General features: G+C 73.3%; 19 protein-coding genes, 2 pseudogenes and 1 riboswitch. Of the genes and pseudogenes, 11 read left to right on the plus strand and 10 right to left on the minus strand.

Annotation, left to right across the window (positions count from 1 at the left end):
* The first annotated feature begins 198 nt into the window (after positions 1-198).
* From HS99_RS30785 to HS99_RS30795, 3 genes are all read left to right on the plus strand, one after another.
* The gene (locus tag HS99_RS30785) at positions 199-981 is read left to right on the plus strand and encodes a helix-turn-helix domain-containing protein (protein WP_030551758.1); all 783 of its coding nucleotides are present in this window, start codon (positions 199-201) and stop codon (positions 979-981) included.
* On the plus strand, positions 978-1,175 hold the full coding sequence (locus HS99_RS30790) for a DUF397 domain-containing protein (protein ID WP_030280187.1): 198 nt from the start codon (positions 978-980) through the stop codon (positions 1,173-1,175). The genes HS99_RS30785 and HS99_RS30790 overlap by 4 nt, the downstream gene beginning before the upstream one ends.
* A gap of 68 nt (positions 1,176-1,243) precedes the next feature.
* Positions 1,244-1,305, plus strand: a riboswitch (guanidine-III (ykkC-III) riboswitch).
* An 11-nt stretch (positions 1,306-1,316) separates the two neighbouring features.
* A complete protein-coding gene (locus tag HS99_RS30795) occupies positions 1,317-2,171 on the plus strand; it encodes an MBL fold metallo-hydrolase (protein WP_030551760.1) in 855 nt (284 codons plus the stop codon).
* Positions 2,172-2,177: 6 nt separating this feature from the next.
* Here the strand turns inward: HS99_RS30795 and HS99_RS30800 are convergent, their stop codons facing one another.
* Entirely contained in the window at positions 2,178-2,729 is a 552-nt protein-coding gene (locus HS99_RS30800; RefSeq protein ID WP_030280183.1) for a Uma2 family endonuclease, read from the minus strand.
* A gap of 101 nt (positions 2,730-2,830) precedes the next feature.
* Here HS99_RS30800 and HS99_RS45385 point away from each other — a divergent pair, with 101 nt between their 5' ends.
* The gene (locus HS99_RS45385) at positions 2,831-3,373 is read left to right on the plus strand and encodes a hypothetical protein (RefSeq protein ID WP_157846544.1); all 543 of its coding nucleotides are present in this window, start codon (positions 2,831-2,833) and stop codon (positions 3,371-3,373) included.
* A 106-nt stretch (positions 3,374-3,479) separates the two neighbouring features.
* Here the strand turns inward: HS99_RS45385 and HS99_RS30810 are convergent, their stop codons facing one another.
* Positions 3,480-4,022 carry a GNAT family N-acetyltransferase gene (locus HS99_RS30810; protein WP_030280179.1) on the minus strand — a complete coding sequence of 181 codons (543 nt, stop codon included), beginning with the start codon at positions 4,020-4,022 and terminating at the stop codon, positions 3,480-3,482.
* Between the two features lie 21 nt (positions 4,023-4,043).
* Positions 4,044-5,177 carry a CapA family protein gene (locus tag HS99_RS30815; RefSeq protein ID WP_030280177.1) on the minus strand — a complete coding sequence of 378 codons (1,134 nt, stop codon included), beginning with the start codon at positions 5,175-5,177 and terminating at the stop codon, positions 4,044-4,046.
* A 299-nt stretch (positions 5,178-5,476) separates the two neighbouring features.
* Between HS99_RS30815 and HS99_RS48210 the strand changes: the two genes are divergently transcribed.
* The 3 genes from HS99_RS48210 (at position 5,477) to HS99_RS30830 (ending at position 8,188) form a co-directional block, all read left to right on the plus strand.
* Positions 5,477-6,304, plus strand: coding sequence for a universal stress protein (locus HS99_RS48210; RefSeq protein WP_063737984.1), 828 nt, complete (start codon positions 5,477-5,479; stop codon positions 6,302-6,304).
* Between the two features lie 106 nt (positions 6,305-6,410).
* A complete protein-coding gene (locus HS99_RS30825) occupies positions 6,411-7,658 on the plus strand; it encodes a M48 family metalloprotease (RefSeq protein WP_078958639.1) in 1,248 nt (415 codons plus the stop codon).
* A 107-nt stretch (positions 7,659-7,765) separates the two neighbouring features.
* Positions 7,766-8,188, plus strand: a complete 423-nt coding sequence (locus HS99_RS30830) for a MarR family winged helix-turn-helix transcriptional regulator (RefSeq protein WP_030280170.1) — start codon at positions 7,766-7,768, stop codon at positions 8,186-8,188.
* A 382-nt stretch (positions 8,189-8,570) separates the two neighbouring features.
* Here the strand turns inward: HS99_RS30830 and HS99_RS30835 are convergent, their stop codons facing one another.
* The 3 genes from HS99_RS30835 to HS99_RS30845 all read right to left on the minus strand — a co-directional run bounded on the left by HS99_RS30835 (position 8,571) and on the right by HS99_RS30845 (position 10,312).
* Positions 8,571-9,008, minus strand: coding sequence for an SMI1/KNR4 family protein (locus HS99_RS30835; RefSeq protein ID WP_030551765.1), 438 nt, complete (start codon positions 9,006-9,008; stop codon positions 8,571-8,573).
* A gap of 88 nt (positions 9,009-9,096) precedes the next feature.
* Complete coding sequence (locus tag HS99_RS30840) at positions 9,097-9,873, minus strand: GNAT family N-acetyltransferase (protein WP_030280166.1); 777 nt, start codon at positions 9,871-9,873, stop codon at positions 9,097-9,099.
* Between the two features lie 55 nt (positions 9,874-9,928).
* Positions 9,929-10,312, minus strand: a complete 384-nt coding sequence (locus tag HS99_RS30845) for a MerR family transcriptional regulator (protein ID WP_030280164.1) — start codon at positions 10,310-10,312, stop codon at positions 9,929-9,931.
* 79 nt (positions 10,313-10,391) lie between these two features.
* Here HS99_RS30845 and HS99_RS30850 point away from each other — a divergent pair, with 79 nt between their 5' ends.
* Entirely contained in the window at positions 10,392-11,432 is a 1,041-nt protein-coding gene (locus HS99_RS30850; RefSeq protein ID WP_267885516.1) for an NAD(P)-dependent oxidoreductase, read from the plus strand.
* Here the strand turns inward: HS99_RS30850 and HS99_RS41790 are convergent.
* Together HS99_RS41790 and HS99_RS30855 are read right to left on the minus strand one after the other, a co-directional pair.
* Complete coding sequence (locus tag HS99_RS41790; RefSeq protein WP_078938710.1) at positions 11,374-11,664, minus strand: SDR family oxidoreductase; 291 nt, start codon at positions 11,662-11,664, stop codon at positions 11,374-11,376. The genes HS99_RS30850 and HS99_RS41790 overlap by 59 nt on opposite strands.
* Before the next feature lie 31 nt (positions 11,665-11,695).
* Positions 11,696-12,623: pseudogene (locus tag HS99_RS30855) on the minus strand (NADP-dependent oxidoreductase).
* Positions 12,624-12,786: 163 nt separating this feature from the next.
* On the opposite strand from HS99_RS30855, the gene HS99_RS47955 reads away from it, so the two are divergent.
* Positions 12,787-14,118, plus strand: coding sequence for a helix-turn-helix transcriptional regulator (locus tag HS99_RS47955; RefSeq protein ID WP_046386036.1), 1,332 nt, complete (start codon positions 12,787-12,789; stop codon positions 14,116-14,118).
* 3 nt (positions 14,119-14,121) lie between these two features.
* Positions 14,122-14,424: pseudogene (locus HS99_RS30865) on the plus strand (protein-tyrosine phosphatase family protein); the annotation flags it as partial.
* On the opposite strand, the gene HS99_RS43640 reads toward HS99_RS30865, so the two are convergent.
* Positions 14,421-14,579, minus strand: a complete 159-nt coding sequence (locus tag HS99_RS43640; RefSeq protein WP_223885928.1) for an NmrA family NAD(P)-binding protein — start codon at positions 14,577-14,579, stop codon at positions 14,421-14,423. The pseudogene HS99_RS30865 and the gene HS99_RS43640 sit on opposite strands and share 4 nt — an antisense overlap.
* On the opposite strand from HS99_RS43640, the gene HS99_RS47200 reads away from it, so the two are divergent.
* Positions 14,554-14,721, plus strand: coding sequence for a hypothetical protein (locus tag HS99_RS47200; RefSeq protein ID WP_223885929.1), 168 nt, complete (start codon positions 14,554-14,556; stop codon positions 14,719-14,721). The genes HS99_RS43640 and HS99_RS47200 overlap by 26 nt on opposite strands.
* Here HS99_RS47200 and HS99_RS30870 read toward each other — a convergent pair.
* Positions 14,718-15,644: an urease accessory protein UreD gene (locus HS99_RS30870; protein ID WP_030551773.1), complete on the minus strand. Its 927-nt coding sequence runs from the start codon at positions 15,642-15,644 to the stop codon at positions 14,718-14,720. The two genes, HS99_RS47200 and HS99_RS30870, sit on opposite strands and share 4 nt — an antisense overlap.
* Between the last annotated feature and the right edge of the window lie 29 nt (positions 15,645-15,673).

Here is a 15,673-nt window from a genome sequence, read left to right on the forward strand (position 1 = left end):
TGCTGACGCGGCGGGCTCGCCGACGGGCCGGCCCACCTGCCGGGCTGACCGACCCCGCGAGGAGCCGATTCACCCACATGGACGGTTTCGATCGATTCGCACACCCCCCAGCCGCCGGACGCCTAACGTCGGGAGCCCACACCGGATGACCTTGGGGGGTCAGCGATGAACGCGTCCTCGTCCGCCACGCCGCCACCGATGTCGTGGCAGTACTGCGGCAACCAGATCAAGTTGTGGCGGGCGCGCGCCGGCGTCAGCCGCGAGGACCTGGCGGCAGAGGCCAGGTACAGCTACGAGAGCCTGCGATCGATGGAGGCGGGACGGCGGAAGCCCTCACCGCACCTGTTGCAGGTGGCGGACGAAATGTGTGACGCGAAGGGGATTCTGGTAGCGGGAGTGCAGTTCCTCAAGCCGGAGAAGTACCCTCACTTCGCCGAGGACTACATGCGCTACGAGGCTGAGGCCGTGGTCATCCACTGGTACGAGACCTTGCTCATCCCTGGGCTTCTCCAGACCGAAGAAACGGCGAGAACGCTACTCCACGCAAACTGGCCTCCGCTCGATGACGACACCATCGAGGAACGCGTCACAGCGCGTCTCGAACGTCAGGAAGTGCTGAAGACACAGACCAAGTCCTTCAACTTCCTCATCGGCGAAGCAGCGCTACGAAACCCGCTCGCTTCGGAGGTCGTCCACAAGTGTCAACTGCTTCACCTCCTGGCTGTGGGCTCAGCACGCCACATCGTCATCCAGGTCGTACCTGGCTCGGGCGCACACACAGGACTGAACGGCCCGTTCATCCTGCTCGACAGTGATGAGCATCAGCGACTTGCCTATGAGGAAGGACAGGCCATGGGGCTACTCCATTCCGACCCGGGAAAGGTCAGCCTCCTGAGCCAACGCCATGCGATGATCCTCCAGCGGGCCCTCAGTCCCGAGGCCTCGGCGGAGTTCATCGGAAAGCTGGCGGAGGATCTATGAACAGCGAACTGGCTTGGTTCAAGTCCAGCCACAGCGGCACCGAAGGTGGCGCCTGCGTCGAGATCGCCCTCGCCCCGGACACCGTCCACGTCCGCGACTCCAAGGACAAGACCGGGCCACAGCTCTGCTTCACCCCTGAGGCGTGGACCGACTTCGTCCAGTTCGCCCGAGAGGTTTCTCCTCTGGACCGCTGAATCCACCGGTAGAGCCGTGGGGTTCCGATACGAGCCTCTACGCCGCTCGTGCTAGCGTCCCCGTGGCAGCGCACCGGCGCCGGCCCCGGACGAGATGTGCGCCGTACCCGGCCCGCCAAGACGACGCACCAGGGAGACGTCATGGCTGCCGGTACACCGATCGCCCGTCCGCTGGGCGTGCCGTGGATCCACGGCTCGCCGTCCGCGAAGCACAACACGGACCCGGACATCCAGGCCCACGCGTACGACGAGCACACCGTCATCCTCCGGCAGAACAAGGCGGTCAACTACGAGGCGCCGTTCCTGTTCCTGCTCTTCGGGGCCGAGCGGGCCGTCCTGATCGACACCGGGGCGACGGCGGAGGCCGAGTACTTCCCGTTGCGTGCGACCGTCGACAACCTGATGGCGGACTGGCTCGCCCGAAACCCCCGGGACGACTACCGACTGCTGGTGCTGCACACCCACCCGCACGGCGACCACATCGCGGCCGACGGACAGTTCGCCGACCGGCCCGCCACGACCCTGATCGGCGCCGAACTGCCCTCCGCTTGGCCGTACTTCGGCTTCGACCGGGACGCCGAGACCATCGCCCGGGTCGACCTCGGCGGCGGGCGGGTACTGGAATGCCTGGCCACCCCGGGACACCACGAGGCGGCGGTCACCTACTACGACTCGTGGACCGGCTTCCTGCTCACCGGCGACACCGTCTACCCGGGCCGGCTCTACATCAACGACTGGCCCGCCTTCAGCCGCACCGTCGAACGGCTGATCGCGTTCGCCGACAGCCGCCCGGTGACGCACGTCCTCGGCTGCCACATCGAGATGACCCGCACCCCGGGCGTCGACTACCCGATCCGCACCACCTACCAGCCCGACGAGCCCCCGCTCCAGCTCACCGTCGACCATCTGCACCGCATCCGCGCGGCCGTCGCCGAACTGGGCGACCGGCCGCGCCGATACCCGCTGGACGACCTCATCCTCTGGCCGAGCGACTGAGGCGGCTCAGTCCCGGTAGGGGACGAGGCGCGACAGGTCCAGATCGAAGTCGAACGGTTCGGGGATGTGGATCGTCTCGCCGAACTCCCGGTCGGTCCGGGTGTGGTAGCGGTCGTGGTTCGGCTCCGAGAACAGGGTGACCGACTTCTGCCGTGGGTCGATGATCAGGTAGAGCGGAAAGCCCATGCGGGGGTAGTCGCGGACCTTTCCCGACCAGTCGTTGTCGGGGTTGGACGGCGACACGACCTCGACTGCGATCAACGCAAGCTCGGCAGGGATGTTGTGTCCTGCCAGGTCGATCACGTCCTCGGGCAGGTAGGTGAGGTCCGGATTGCGAACGGCGCCGACCCCAGGCGACGAGAGGTCGCTATTTCCACTCGTGAAGTAGCCGACCGGGCAGTGCACGTCGAACTGGCGCTGCACGATCGAAAGGTTCAACTGGTGGATCGAGGAGGGCGACGCCTGCATGACGATGACATCGCCGGACAGCTCGACCTTGAAGCCGTCCGGGAGGCTGCGCCGGGCCTCTTCGAGAAGGCGGTAGTGCTCAGGATTCATGCGATCTCCTCCAGTGCTCCTGCCACAAGTACGAGAGTAACGGCCGATCAGCAGCCCATCCCGCTGGACCGAACGGACATTCGGCTGGGATGGTGACCGCCATGAACAGAGATCAACTTGGCCGACTCATCGGCTCGGGCTTCGGGCTCGTCTTCATCGAGGCCAATGCGGGCGCGCTGCCCACGGCGGTCGCCGTCCTGCTGCGGGTGGTCGGGGTGGCGGCGTTCCTCGCCCTGGTGCTGCTCGGGCGGCGCCGTCCGCAGGTGGCCGAGTCCGGGAGCGAGCCCGGGGGTGCGAGCTTCGGGAGTCGGTACTGGCTGGTGGTGATGGCCGAGGTGGTGGCGATCGTCGCCGGGTTGGCGGTGATCAACAAGGTGTTGCACACCCCGGAGGCGACCGCGGGGTGGATCGCCCTGGTGGTCGGGGTGCACTTCTTCGGGATCGCGGTGGCCTGGCGGCGGCCCGCGATGCACGCCCTCGGCGCCGGGCTGGCGGCCTGCGGGGCGCTCGGGCTGGTGCTGGCGTTCTGCGGGGCCGCCGCGGCCGTGGTCGCACTGGTGGCCGGGATCGCGCCCGGTGCGATGCTGCTCGGGTCGGTGTGGTGGTCCGGCCGGGCGGTGGTGGCGCCCGGCCGGGCGGGGTGAGCCTCAGTCGGTGGCGGTGCGGGCCGGCAGGCGCGGGGTGAGGAGGGCGCCGGCGGGCTCACCCGGACGGCGAAGTGTGGGCGCCGGCGACTCTCGACTGGGCGGGTCAAAGTGACGTTCCAGTGGCGACGACACCGGCCGTGTAGATCCAGTCGAAGCCGTCGTACCCCGGTCCGTCCAGGTGCTCGGCCCGCTGGAGGCCGGCCCGCAGGGCGACGCGTTGGGAGGGCAGGTTGTCGGGGCGGATGCGGGCGATCAGCGGCAGTTCGGGGACGTGGGCGGCGGACCAGGAGACGACGGCGGTGGCGGCCTCACCGGCGAAGCCACGGCCCCAGGCGGCGGGGGCGAAGCGGTAGAAGAGGTTGAGAACCGGTCGGCCGGCCAGTTCCATCGGCTTGACGCCGCAGAACCCGAGCACGGGCACGGCACCGCGCGAACGGACCGTCCAGTAGCCGAAGCCCCGGGCCTGCCAGAGGGCGTCCCAACGGCCGTACCGGTCCTCGGCCTCGGACCGCGTGTCGAGGGCGTCCGAGGGGTTGTGGCGGCAGGCGGCAGGGTCCCGGTGGACGGCGAGGAGGGCGTCGATGTCGCCCTCGGTCGGGCGGCTCAGGGAGAGCCGACGAGTGGTCAGTTCCTCGTGTTCACTCACCCGTTGACTGTAACGGCGGCCTCAGTGCGCCGCCGGGGGCGGGGTGAGACCGGCGCAGCCGCGCAGGCCGTCGCGGCGCTTGAGGGCGGCCTCGGCGGCGGCGCCGGTGACCGGCTCCGGGATGCCCTTGTCGTCGATGGTGGCCGGGGCGAAGGCCTCCCCGGTGACCTTGCCGTCGGCGGCGAGGGTGAGGGTGGTGACGCCGGTCTCGTTGGAGAAGGCGTAGTTGGACGTGCCGTACCAGAGGAAGTTGCCGAAGCCGTAGCCGACGTAGGTGTTGCCGAGCATGCCCGAGCCGACCATGGTGTGGGCGTGGGTGCCGACCACCGCGGAGGCTCCGACGGCGGCGAGCTTCTTGGCGATGGCGGTCTGCGCGGCCGTCGGACAGGCCTTGCCCTCCTCGCCCCAGTGCAGGTAGACGAGCACCACCGGGGCCTGCTGCTTGGCCGCCTGCACCGCCGAGACCAGCGCGGGGACGTCCAGCGCCGAGGCTATGCCGGGCTTGTTGGCACCGGCCCGCCACTTCTGGTTGGTGATGTCCTCGACCTGGCTGGCGGCGACCACCGCGACCTTCACCCCGCGCACGGTCGTCACGTACGGGGCGTACGCCTCCTTGGCGTTGTGCCCGACCCCGAGCACCGGGATGGGCGAGGAGTCCTTGGCGGCCAGGGTGTCGACGAGGCCGTCGGCGCCGAAGTCGACGGCGTGGTTGTTGGCCATCGAGACGACGTCGACGCCGGAGTCCTTGAGGACGGACAGCGCCTTGGGCGTGGTGCGGAAGGTGTACGTCTTCGGCTCCGGCGCGCCGCGCCCGGTGATCGCGGTCTCCAGGTTGAGCACGGACAGGTCGGCGTCCGCGAGGGTACGGGAGAGCGGGCCCAGCGCCGTCTCGGGCGACTGGACGGTGAGCCGGGGCTGGGTGCGGCCCTCGAAGTGGACGTCCCCGGCGAAGGCGACGGTGATGGTGCCGTCCGGGCGGGGCGCGCCACCCTTGGTGGGGGCCGGGGCGGCGGTACCGGAGGGTGCGGCGGAGGAGGCGGGCGCCGCGGCGGGCGGGGCGGACTTCGCCGGGGCGGGCGCGGGGTCGTCCGGCCCGCAGGCGGCGACGGCGGTCAGCCCGACGAACACGGCGACGGCGGCCGCGGCACGGCGCATGAGTGGTTCCCCCCGGAGGTCGATGCAAGAGCGGTCAGCCTACGCCACCGAATCGCCACCACTTGAGCCCGCACCCGCAACATTCCGGACACAAAGCCGAACAAGGAGGCGGGCACGGAGGCAGGGACGAAGCCGGGGACGAAGCTGGACGCGAACATCGCGCGCCACCGGGCCCGCCCGTCCCAATCCCCTCCCCCACCCGGCCACCGCGTCCCTGGCGCCGTGGCCGGGCGGCGCGGCAGCGTGGAGAGGAGGTGGCAGCGTGTGCGGTCACGCCTGGACGCCGGAGGAGGCACGTGATGGCCAGCAACCAACCCACCCCCGGCCTGGAACGCCGGATCGTGGTCGGGATCGACGGATCGGAGCCGTCGAAGGCGGCGCTGCGCTGGGCGGTCGGCCAGGCGGTCCTCACCGGGGCCGTCGTGCACGCGGTGGCCGCCTGGGAGTACCCGTCGCTGTACGGCTGGTTCGCGCCGATGGTGGACGAGGGCTTCGAGCAGGCCGCCCGCCGCACGCTGACCGCCGAGGTCGACGACGTCATCGGGCCGGAGCACCCGGTGGCCGTCCGGGAGAGCCTGGTCCTCGGCCACGCCGCCCAGGTGTTGCTGGAGGCGGCCGAGGACGCGGACCTGTTGGTCCTGGGCAGCCGGGGCCGGGGCACCTTCGCCCGGACGCTGCTCGGCTCGGTGTCCACCCGCTGCGCGGTGCACGGGGCCTGCCCGGTGGTGATCGTCCGCACCGACGGTACGGCCTCCGCCCCTCCGCCCCCGGCCACCGCAACCACAGGCACCACCTCGACCGCAGGCACCACCGCGACCACAGGCGCGGCCGTGACCACAACCGCGGGCGCGAGCACGACCGGGGAGCAGGCTCCACAGGCCGTCCGCACCAAGGACTGGCAGCTCAGCCTGCACGTGGTCGAGGACCGGGACACCACCCGGGTGCACGCCGTGCTGGACGCCGACGGCAAGGTCCTGCACAGCGACGCGCTGTCCCGCCGCAACCCCCGCGACACCCCGGCCCCTGCGGTCGGCGACGACTTCGCGGTGGGCCGCGCCCTGGTCGACCTCGGCCACCAGCTGCTGCGCGCCGGCGTCCACAGCGCCACCGACCCGGCGGAGGAATGAGCAGGAGGAGTGCGCACGGACCGTGCGCGGTAGGACATGCTGAACCGCGACGCCTCCCCCGCTCCCCGCCCGGAGCCCACCACCCCTCGCCGGAGTCCACCCGCCGATGAACACGCCCGACACCGACGCCGCCCCCGACTTCACCCCCGCCGACTTCACCCCCGCCGAGCGTGCCCGCGGCCGCGCGCTGCGCCGCTCCCAGCTGCCGTGGGCGCTCGGCGGCCGCCTGGCGGGCCTGGCCCTGCCCCTGGCGCTCGGCTTCACCCCGGCCGGCGCCGCGCTGGTGACGGCGACCGGCCGCTGGTTCGGCGGCTCCCGGACGGCCGAGGTGCTGGCCGGTGGCGCGGCGCTGGTGCTGTTGGGGCAGGCGCTGCAGTTGCCCTTCGGCGCCGGGGCGCGCGCGGTGCGGGCCCGGTACGGGCTGGTGACCCAGGGCTGGACCGGCTGGGCGATGGACGCCGTGCGGTCGCTCGCGCTGACCCTGCTGCTCGTCCTGCCGCTGGTGCTGGGCCTGTTCGCCCTCACCGCCTGGTCGCCGCGGCACTGGTGGTTCCCGGCGGCCGGAGCGGCGGCGCTGCTGACGGCCGCACTGTCCTTCCTCCACCCGCTGCTGATCGAGCCGGTGTTCAACCGCTTCTCGCCGATGCCCGAGGGTGAGCTGCGCACCGCCCTGCTGGCGCTGGCCGAGCGGGACGCCGTGCGGGTCCGGGACGTCCTGGTGGCGGACGCCTCCCGGCGGACCACCGCGCTGAACGCCTACGTCTCCGGGTTCGGGGCGACCCGCCGGATCGTCGCGTACGACACCCTCCTGTCGGCGGCCGAGCCGCGCGAGGTGGAGCTGGTGGTGGCGCACGAGCTGGGGCACGTCAAGCACCGGGACGTGCCGGTCGGCACGGCGCTCGGGGCGGTGGGTGCCGCCGTGGCGGTGGCGGCGCTGGGCCTGCTGGCCGACTGGCACCCGCTGCTGTCGGCCTCCGGGGCGGACGACGCGGCCGATCCCCGGGCGCTGCCGCTGCTGGCCGCGCTGGCGGCGCTGATCGGCGCCCTGTCGGGCCCGGTGCAGTGCGCGGTGAGCCGCCGGATCGAGGCCAGGGCGGACCGGCACGCGCTCGAACTGACCAGGGACCCCGAGCAGTTCATGGCGATGCAGCGCAGACTGGCCGTGGTGAACGTCTCGGATGTCGACCCGCCGCGGGTGCTTGAGCTACTGTTCGCCACTCATCCGAGTGCGACCCGCCGGATCGCGGCGGCCCGCGCCTGGCGGGCCGAACGGGAACGGTCGGCGGGCACGTCGCCCTCGGCCGGTGGGGCAGCGGCGGGGCCGCGCGCCACTCCGGGCAAATCCGTTGTATAGTGCAACAAATTTGCGGGCGACAGCCCGCAACAGACGGCGCGACAAGCCGTCAAGGCAACAACGCAACACAGCAAGAAGCCGACAAGCCCCAAGGAGGTAGGAACGCCGTGCCCGGCCGCCAGTCGTCCATCGACACCATCCAGCGCGAGCTGACCGCCTTCGCCCGCCGTGCCCGGCACAAGGCCTCCCAGCTGCACCCCGACCTCTCCCTGGTCACCTACAGCATCCTCGACCTGATCACCGAGCGCGGCGGCTGCCGGGCCGCCGACGTGGCCGCGCACTTCATGCTCGACAAGTCGACCGTCAGCCGCCAGGTCACCGCCCTGGAGCGGCTCGGCCTGCTGCGCCGCGAGGCCGACCCGGACGACCAGCGGGGCCAGATCCTGCGCGCCACCGAGGCCGGGCTCAGCCTGCTGCGGGACGCCAACGAGCAGCGCCGGACGGCCTTCACCACCCGCTTCACCGACTGGTCCGACGAGGACGTCGCCCGCTTCGCCGCCTACCTCGCCCGCTACGGCGAGGAGGGCTGACCAGGGGACCGGCCCGGGACCGTTCGGGGTGCGTCCCACCGCCCGCGCGGTGTACAGAGGAGGGGTGCCCCTCCGGCAGCGTCCCGATGAGCCGCGTCCGCACGTTCGCCCGCCCTCCTGGCGGCCCGATCCCCGCGTGATGACGGCGCTGCCGCTCGCGCTGATCGTCCGGATCACCGGGCCAGGGGAGCGGCCTTCTGCGGGCGCGGCCTTCCTACGGGAGCCGCTCGACCACGACCATCGCCGCGCCGTCGTCCAGCCGGTGGCCGACGTGGGTGAGCAGGTCGCGGCGCAGGTGGTTCAGCAGGACGGCGGGGCGCTCGGTCCGCCAGGCGGTGACCCGGTCGGTGAGCGGGTAGAAGGCTCCCGCGAGCCGGGCGGCCTACCGCTGGTACCAGTCGTCCCCGCCGGTGCGCAGCGAACGGCCGAGGTAGTCCCGCAGATCGTTGGCCACCCACCGGCGGCTGTCGCTCTCGTGCTCCCACACGAAGACGTCCGGCCGTTCGGGCTTCTGCACGAAGGCGAACAGGTCACCGCCGCCGTTGTCCCCGAAGAACAGGAAAGGGTCCAACGGCATGTACAGCCGGGCGAAGGACTCGTCGGACCGGAAGAGCAGGTTCTGCTCGACGATCTGCTCCACGGTCCAGACGGTGTCCACCGAGCTGCGCCCGATCACCCCGTCGCTTTCGAGCAGCACCTGCCCGAGGTCGGTGGGCAGCCTCCGCCCCAGCAGCTCCTCGGCTTCGGCGATCGCGGACGCCGCCGCCGGCGCCCGGAAGCCCGCCTCGGGAAAGATCTCCTGAACCGCTCGTCTCCACACGGCCGAGAGCCTAGTGGCAGCCGCGCCCGCGCCCCGGGTCCGTCTGCCGCCCCGGAGGAGGAGGCCGGGCCCCTGGATGCCGCCTCCCTCAGGGCCGGTACACGTACGGCGTGGTGGTGCTCAGCCGCGCGAAGCCGAGCCGTTCGAGGATGGGGCGGCTCTGGTCGCTCGCGTCGACCTGCAGGTACTCGTAGCCGAGCTCGGCGGCGAGCCGGGCGCGGTGGGCGACCAGGGCGCGGTAGATGCCCCGGCCGCGCCAGGCGGGGACGGTGCCGCCGCCCCACAGGCCGGCGAACCCGGTGCCCGGCGTCAGCTCCATCCGGGCGGCGCTGACCGGCTGGTCGCCGGCCATCGCGACGACCAGGCTGATCGTGTCCGAGCTGTGCCGCAGGTGGTCGAGGATCCGCTCGCGCAGGCCGGGCATGTGCCTCTCGAAGGCCTGCTCGTGGGCCGCGACCACGAGGTCCACCCCGGCCGGGTCGGCCACCGACTCCAGCCGGACGCCCTCCGGCAGCACCGGATCGGTGTGCAGGTCCTCGATCCGGGCGATCATCAGCGCCTCGTCCGGCTCGGCGGTGAACCCGGCCGCGAGCAGCCGCCGGCCGAGGTCGGCGGGGCGGTCATGGGCGTAGGTCTTCCACTCGAACTCCAGCCCCAGCTCGGTGAAGTGGCTCACCTGGGCGGCGATAGCGGCGTCCGCTCCGGCCTCGTCCAGAGCGGACCAGACGATGCCGTTCCAGGCGCGCTCCCCGCCCACCTGGCGCACCACGGCGCCGTCGCGCTCGACGCGGACGCCGGGGCCGTCCGGCTGCGCGTCGCGCCGGATCCGCTGGTCGAACAGGGCGAGTACGTGATCACGATCCATCCGGCCACCTCAGCACGTCCTGGAGGTGCACGCCAGCGGTTTTCCGCCCCTCGGCTCACGCCCTGGGCGTGCGGATCACCTCGCTCGGCGCCTCCGCGCCCATGATGGCGTCCAGGATCGCCCGGGCGGCGGCGAGCTCGTCCATCTGACGGGTGATCCGGGCCCGCTCCCGGGCCAGGCCGTCCAGCAGTTCCGGGCAGGTCGGGCCGGCCTGCCGCTGCCCGGGCAGCGGCAGGCCCGGGAGGATCTCGGCGATCGCGGCGCTGTTGAGACCGGCCGCGAGCAGGGTGCGGATGCCGTGGACGGCGTCCACGTCCCGGTCGCCGTACTCGCGGTAGCCGCTGGGGCGGCGCTCGGGGGTGAGCAGGCCCTGCTCCTCGTAGTAGCGCAGGGCGCGCGGGGTGACCCCGGTCCGCCGGGCGAGCTCTCCGATCCGCATCGCGGCACCTCCGATCGACCGGCCGACGGGCTCGGTTGGCTTGACTCTGCCGTCGGCGTGAAGGTCTAGCGTAACCGCCGTGCCGAACCAATCCTCTTTCCCAACCCCCTTCTCCGATAACGCCGTTGCCGTCCTCGGCCTGGGTCCGATGGGCCGGGCTCTGGCCGGGGCGCTGCTGGCCGCCGGCCACGACGTCACCGTCTGGAACCGCACACCGGGCCGGGACGGCGCGCTGCTCGCGCAGGGCGCCCGGCCCGCCGAGAGCGCCGCCGAGGCCGTGGCGACCGCGACCACGACCGCGACCGCCACCGCGGCTTCGGCTGCGAGTTCCGCCGCAGCGGCCGGTTCCCCGCTCGTCCTGCTCTGCGTCCGCGACCAGTCGGCCGCCCGGGCAGTGCTGGACGCCGCCGGAGCGGCGCTGCGCGGCCGGACCGTCGTCAACGCCACCTCGATCACCCCCGAGGACGCCCGGGCCAACGCCGCCGACGCCCGGGCCCGGGGCTTCCGCCTCCTCGAGGCCGCGATCCTCACCCCCACCCCGACCATCGGCCGCCCGCAGGGCACCGTCCTGCTCAGCGGCGACCCCGAGGCCTTCACCGCCCACGAGCCGACGCTCCGCGCTCTGGGCACCGTGCGTCACGTCGGCACGGACCCCGGACGGGCGGCGGCCTTCGACGCGGCCCTGCTGGACCTCTTCTGGACCACCGTGCACGGCCTGGTCCACGCCCTCGCCCTGGCCCGCGCCGAGGGGATCAGCGGCACCGAACTCACCCCGTACGCCCAGGGGTTGCCCCAACTCCTGCCGCCACTGATCGAGGACTTCGCCCGGCGTGCTGACGAACGCCGCCACCCGGGCGACCACAGCAGCCTGGCCTCCGCCGAGGCCGGACTGTCGCACGTGGCCCACACCGCCCGGGCCCGCGGCCTGGACACCACCGTCCTGGACGCCGCCCTCGCCGTCACCCGCCGTGCGGTCGAGGCCGGACACGGCTCGGACGGCGTGTCGGGCCTGGTCGAGCTGTTCGCCCGGCAGGCCACGGCCTCCAGCACCGGTCCCGCCACTACCGGTCCCGCCGCTGCGCCGAGTAACCGCCGTCGACCGGCAGGACGACCCCGGTGACGAAGGAGGCGTCGCCGGAGGCCGGGAGGAGGACGGCGGCGGCGACCTCGGCCGGATCGCCGAGACGGCTCACCGGGTGCAGCTTCTCGATCGCCTCCAGGTACTCGGGCCCTGCCGGCTCCTCCCGCAGCCGGGCGATCCGTTCGGTGCCGGTCGTGCCGGTCGTGCCGGGGGCGACGGCGGTGATCCGGATGCCGCGACCCGCCCGTTCGACGGCGAGGTGCGTGGTCAGCCCGTACGACCAGCGGCCATCAGCGCCGGGGTCAGACGGTCAGCACGATCTTCCCCTGCAGGTGCCCCTGCTCGCTGATCCGGTGCGCCTCGGCCGCCTGCGCCAGCGGGAGCACCCGGTGCAGCGGCAGCCGCAGGTCGCCCGCCCCGTGCAGGGCGAGCGCGGCCGCGAAGGCACGCCGGTGGTACGCCTCGGCCTTGTCGGTGCTGCCGTCGAAGCGGACGCCGTACTGCGCGGCGTTCGCGAAGTCCGCGATCGTCAGCACCCGCTCCGCGCTGCCCGTCAGCTCGATCGACAGCGGCAGCACGTCCCCCTTCCCGACCGCGTCCAGCGCCCGGTCCACCCCGTCCGGGGCGGCCGCCCGCACCCGCTCGGCCAGGCCCTCGCCGTACGTCACCGGGATCGCGCCGAGTTCGCGCAGGTAGGCGTGGTTGGCCTCGCTCGCGGTGCCGACCACGGTGATGCCGCGCGCGGGCGAACTGCAGCAGCACGGTGCCGACCCCGCCGGCCGCACCGTGCACCAGCAGGGTCTCCCCCGGCCGTACGCCGAGGATGTCCAGCACCCGCTCGCTGGTCTCGGCCGCCACCGGGATCGCGGCGGCCTCCTCCCAGCTCAGCGTGGCGGGCTTGTGCGCCAGCATGTCCGCGTCGAGCAGCGCGTGCTCGGCGTAACCGCCCCCCATCAGGCCGCCGAACACCTCGTCGCCGGGCGCGAAGCCCGTCACCTCCGCGCCGACGGCCTCCACCACGCCGGACACTTCGTAGCCGGGGACGGCGGGGAAGACGGCCGGGAAGAGCGCGTGCAGCTCGCCGCTGCGCTGCTTGCGGTCGATCGGGTTGACGCCCACCGCGCGGACCGCGACCCGGACCTGGCCGGGGCCGGGGGCCGGCAGCTCGATGTCGATGGTGCGCAGCACGTCCGCGCCGCCGTACCGGGGAAAGGCGATCGCCTTGGTCATGGCAGGATTCCTTGGGGTTTCCGGGAGTTGTCCCGGGAGGTGGTTGCTTCCGACGCCTTCCATACTGCGGCGCCGCGGCCGGGCGTTCCGCCGTTCTTTCGGGCGGTTCGACCTGGCCGAACGGACGGGCCGCCGTCGGGCGCCGGGGGTTAGGGTCGACACCATGGACGAGAACTGGCAGCAGCACTGGGGCCGCCCCGAGGACGCGTTGGCGCGGGCCCTCGAGGTGCTGCGCGCCCCCCGACCGGACTGCCTGCGCACGCTCAGCGAAATGATCTCCACCCTCGTCCCGTACGAGGTGATCGCGCAGCTCAACGGCATCTGCACGGTCTCCCCCACGCACGCCCACGGCCGGCCCGAGCTGGCCGAGCAGATCACCGGCCTGGACCTGTCCCGGCTGGCCGAGCGCACCGCCGGGGCGACCGCGACCGGCCCCTGGCAGGGTGAGGCCGAACTCGCCGGAGGCCTCCGGCCGGTGGTGGTGACCGTGGCGACCGGCCCGGGCAGCGGCGGCAGCGCCGTCCTGGTCCTGGTCCGGGCGAACGCCGACCCGGTGGACCCGCGCGCGCTCACCCTGCTCCAGCGGTTCTGGGAGCTGGCGGTCGCCCACTCCGACCACCGCGTCACCGACGCCTCACCCACCAGCGCGGCGGTCTCCCGCGCCGCCGCCAACGCCCGTGCCCGGGCGATCGCCGAGTTCACCGGCACCCACAGCGCGGCACTCACCGCGGTCCTGGCGCCGCTGCGCTCGGCCGACCTGGACGACGCCTCCGCCCGCCGCGCCGCCACCGAACTCGCCGTCACCGCCCTGCTCGACCTGCGCCACGCGGCCGACCTCGACCGCGCCCTCAGCGAGGAACCCGCCGACGCCGCCTTCGCCCGGCTCGGCCGCGAACTGCGCCCGTTGCTGCGGCACACCCGGGTCCGGCTCGACCTCGCGCCCCCGGCGGACGCCTCCCGGCCCGTCCCCGCGGACACCGCCCACACCGCGCGGGACGCCGTCCGGGTCGCCGTGATGCTGATGCTGGAACAGGAGAAGCCCACCCGGCTGCACCTGAGTTGGCAGTTCACGGCGGACTCCCAGCTGCGCGCGGTGGTGCGCGACGACGGCCTCGGCCTGCTCGCCGCCGACGCCCTCACCGTCCACCGCACCGCCGAACGGATCGCCGCCCTCGGCGGCCGCTACGACGTCGAGTCGGTCCCCGGCTGGGGGACCACCGTGACCGTCGACCTGCCCCTCGGCCTGCGCTCGCCCACCGTCACCACCGACCCCCTCGATGGACTCCAGCCGCGGGAACTGGAGGTGCTCGACCAGCTCGCGCAGGGCCGCCGCAACCGGGACATCGCCGCGGCGCTGCACATCAGCGAGTCCACGGTGAAGTTCCATGTCGCCAACATCCTGGCCAAGTTGGGCGTCAGCTCGCGCGGCGAGGCGGCCGCCCTGGCCCACCGGGCCGGGATGCCCGGCCCCACGCGCCTGCACGTGGCATCCTGAACCGGTTCCGCCCCGCCGCGCCCGCTGCCCTGGGACAGCCGGTGGGTGCGCTGGCCCGACTTCCGACTGCCCGCCGACCGCGCGGACGCGGCCGACGCGTTCCGCCAGGCCTGGGAACGTTGCGCCACCGAACGCGTCGAACTCGCCTGCGCGGGCGGCCGCGGCCGCACCGGTACGGCGCTCGCCTGCATCGCGGTGCTGGACGGCGTACCGCCGAAGGAGGCGGTCGCGTACGTCCGGGAACACTACAGCCGGCACGCGGTGGAGACGCCCTGGCAGCGGAAGTTCGTCGAGCGACAGGCCTAGGGTCCGTCCTCGGACTCCGCGTACAGGGCGGCCGTGGAGCGGTCGGCGTTGGTGGCGGAGGTGAAGACCACGTGCCCCACGCCGGTGGCGGCCGCCGCGTCGAGCAGGGCGGTGCCCTGTCGGACCTCGGTGGCGAGGTCCGTTCCGAACGGCACCGCCCTGGGCGCCGGTGGCACCTGTGACGGCCTCTTCGCCGAGGACAGCGAGGACGAACTCGCTCTCCTGCTACGGCACATGAACCGCACGGTCGAGCTCAGCCACCGGCAGATCGCCCGACTGGCGGAGAAGGGCCTCTAGGTCTTCCGCAGGTCGGGCGCCGGCGCCCCGATCAGCAGCCGCCGCACCGCCTCCCAGGCCGCCCGCAGTGCGGCCGCGCAGGCCCTGGTGTCGGAGTCGAGCAGCCGCAGCCAGGCGCCGCTGTCCTGCGGCAGCACGCTGACCCCGTACAGCAGCCCGCGCTCCGCCAGGGCCTCGTGCAGCACGTCGGCGATCCGGGCCGCCGGGGCGAGCGGGCTGAGCACGTACAGGCTGGACATCACGTCGTGCCCGCCGAGCACGGCCCGGCCGGCCACGCCGCCGTCGGCGGGCTCCAGCCGTACCGTGTCGAGGGCGACCAACTCTCCGCCCGGGCGGCGCACTTCGAGGTCTGAGGCGAACACCCGGTAGGCGTTGCGCTCGCCCCTGGCCAGCCGGCCGGCCAGGACGGTCTCGCCGGCCAGCACCGTCGCCCCGGCGTCCGCGGTCAGGACGGTGCGCTGGTAGAAGCGCGAGTCGACGAAGGGGATCACCGGCTCGGGCAGGTACTCGACGTAGGCGCCCGGCCCGGCCTCCAGGTTGACCAGCTGGGTCGCGTAGTCGTGCTCCATCCGGTAGACCTTCGTGGCCGCCTGGGTGGTCAGGTGGACGGCCGTGTCGGCGCCGCAGCGGATGTCGGTGCGCAGCCGGTCGGCCTGGAGGATGCCGCCGCCGGTGGACATCAGCAGGGTGACGGCGAGGTCGGGGCGGGCCGGGTCGAAGTAGAGCGGGCGCATGATCTGCAGCGGCGACTTCTGGTAGTGGCCGGTGAGTTCGGTGCGCCCGCCGATCCGCTCGAAGGCCAGCTCCAGCAGCCCGACCTTGCCGGGGCGCCCGACCGCGAGGGTGTCGGGTGTCCCGGCGTACCGGCGGACCTGGTGCGGGACGCGGGCCGGCTCGTAGTGCCGGGGGTCGAGCCGGGGCACTTCCCGCTCGCCCGCGACGGCCTCCGCCT

Source organism: Kitasatospora aureofaciens, assembly GCF_001188955.3.
GTDB classification, from domain to species: Bacteria; Actinomycetota; Actinomycetes; order Streptomycetales; family Streptomycetaceae; genus Kitasatospora; species Kitasatospora aureofaciens.

Excerpts from the sequence above, each read along its gene's own strand:
- HS99_RS45385 (WP_157846544.1), top strand. The coding sequence starts at position 2,831 with ATGAACAGAGATCAACTTGGCCGACTCATCGGCTCGGGCTTCGGGCTC.
- HS99_RS30785 (WP_030551758.1), top strand. The coding sequence starts at position 199 with ATGTCGTGGCAGTACTGCGGCAACCAGATCAAGTTGTGGCGGGCGCGC.
- HS99_RS30815 (WP_030280177.1), bottom strand. The coding sequence starts at position 5,177 with ATGCGCCGTGCCGCGGCCGCCGTCGCCGTGTTCGTCGGGCTGACCGCC.
- HS99_RS30800 (WP_030280183.1), bottom strand. The coding sequence starts at position 2,729 with ATGAATCCTGAGCACTACCGCCTTCTCGAAGAGGCCCGGCGCAGCCTC.
- HS99_RS30845 (WP_030280164.1), bottom strand. The coding sequence starts at position 10,312 with ATGCGGATCGGAGAGCTCGCCCGGCGGACCGGGGTCACCCCGCGCGCC.
- HS99_RS30825 (WP_078958639.1), top strand. The coding sequence starts at position 6,411 with ATGAACACGCCCGACACCGACGCCGCCCCCGACTTCACCCCCGCCGAC.
- HS99_RS30795 (WP_030551760.1), top strand. The coding sequence starts at position 1,317 with ATGGCTGCCGGTACACCGATCGCCCGTCCGCTGGGCGTGCCGTGGATC.
- HS99_RS48210 (WP_063737984.1), top strand. The coding sequence starts at position 5,477 with ATGGCCAGCAACCAACCCACCCCCGGCCTGGAACGCCGGATCGTGGTC.
- HS99_RS47955 (WP_046386036.1), top strand. The coding sequence starts at position 12,787 with ATGGACGAGAACTGGCAGCAGCACTGGGGCCGCCCCGAGGACGCGTTG.
- HS99_RS30790 (WP_030280187.1), top strand. The coding sequence starts at position 978 with ATGAACAGCGAACTGGCTTGGTTCAAGTCCAGCCACAGCGGCACCGAA.
- HS99_RS30840 (WP_030280166.1), bottom strand. The coding sequence starts at position 9,873 with ATGGATCGTGATCACGTACTCGCCCTGTTCGACCAGCGGATCCGGCGC.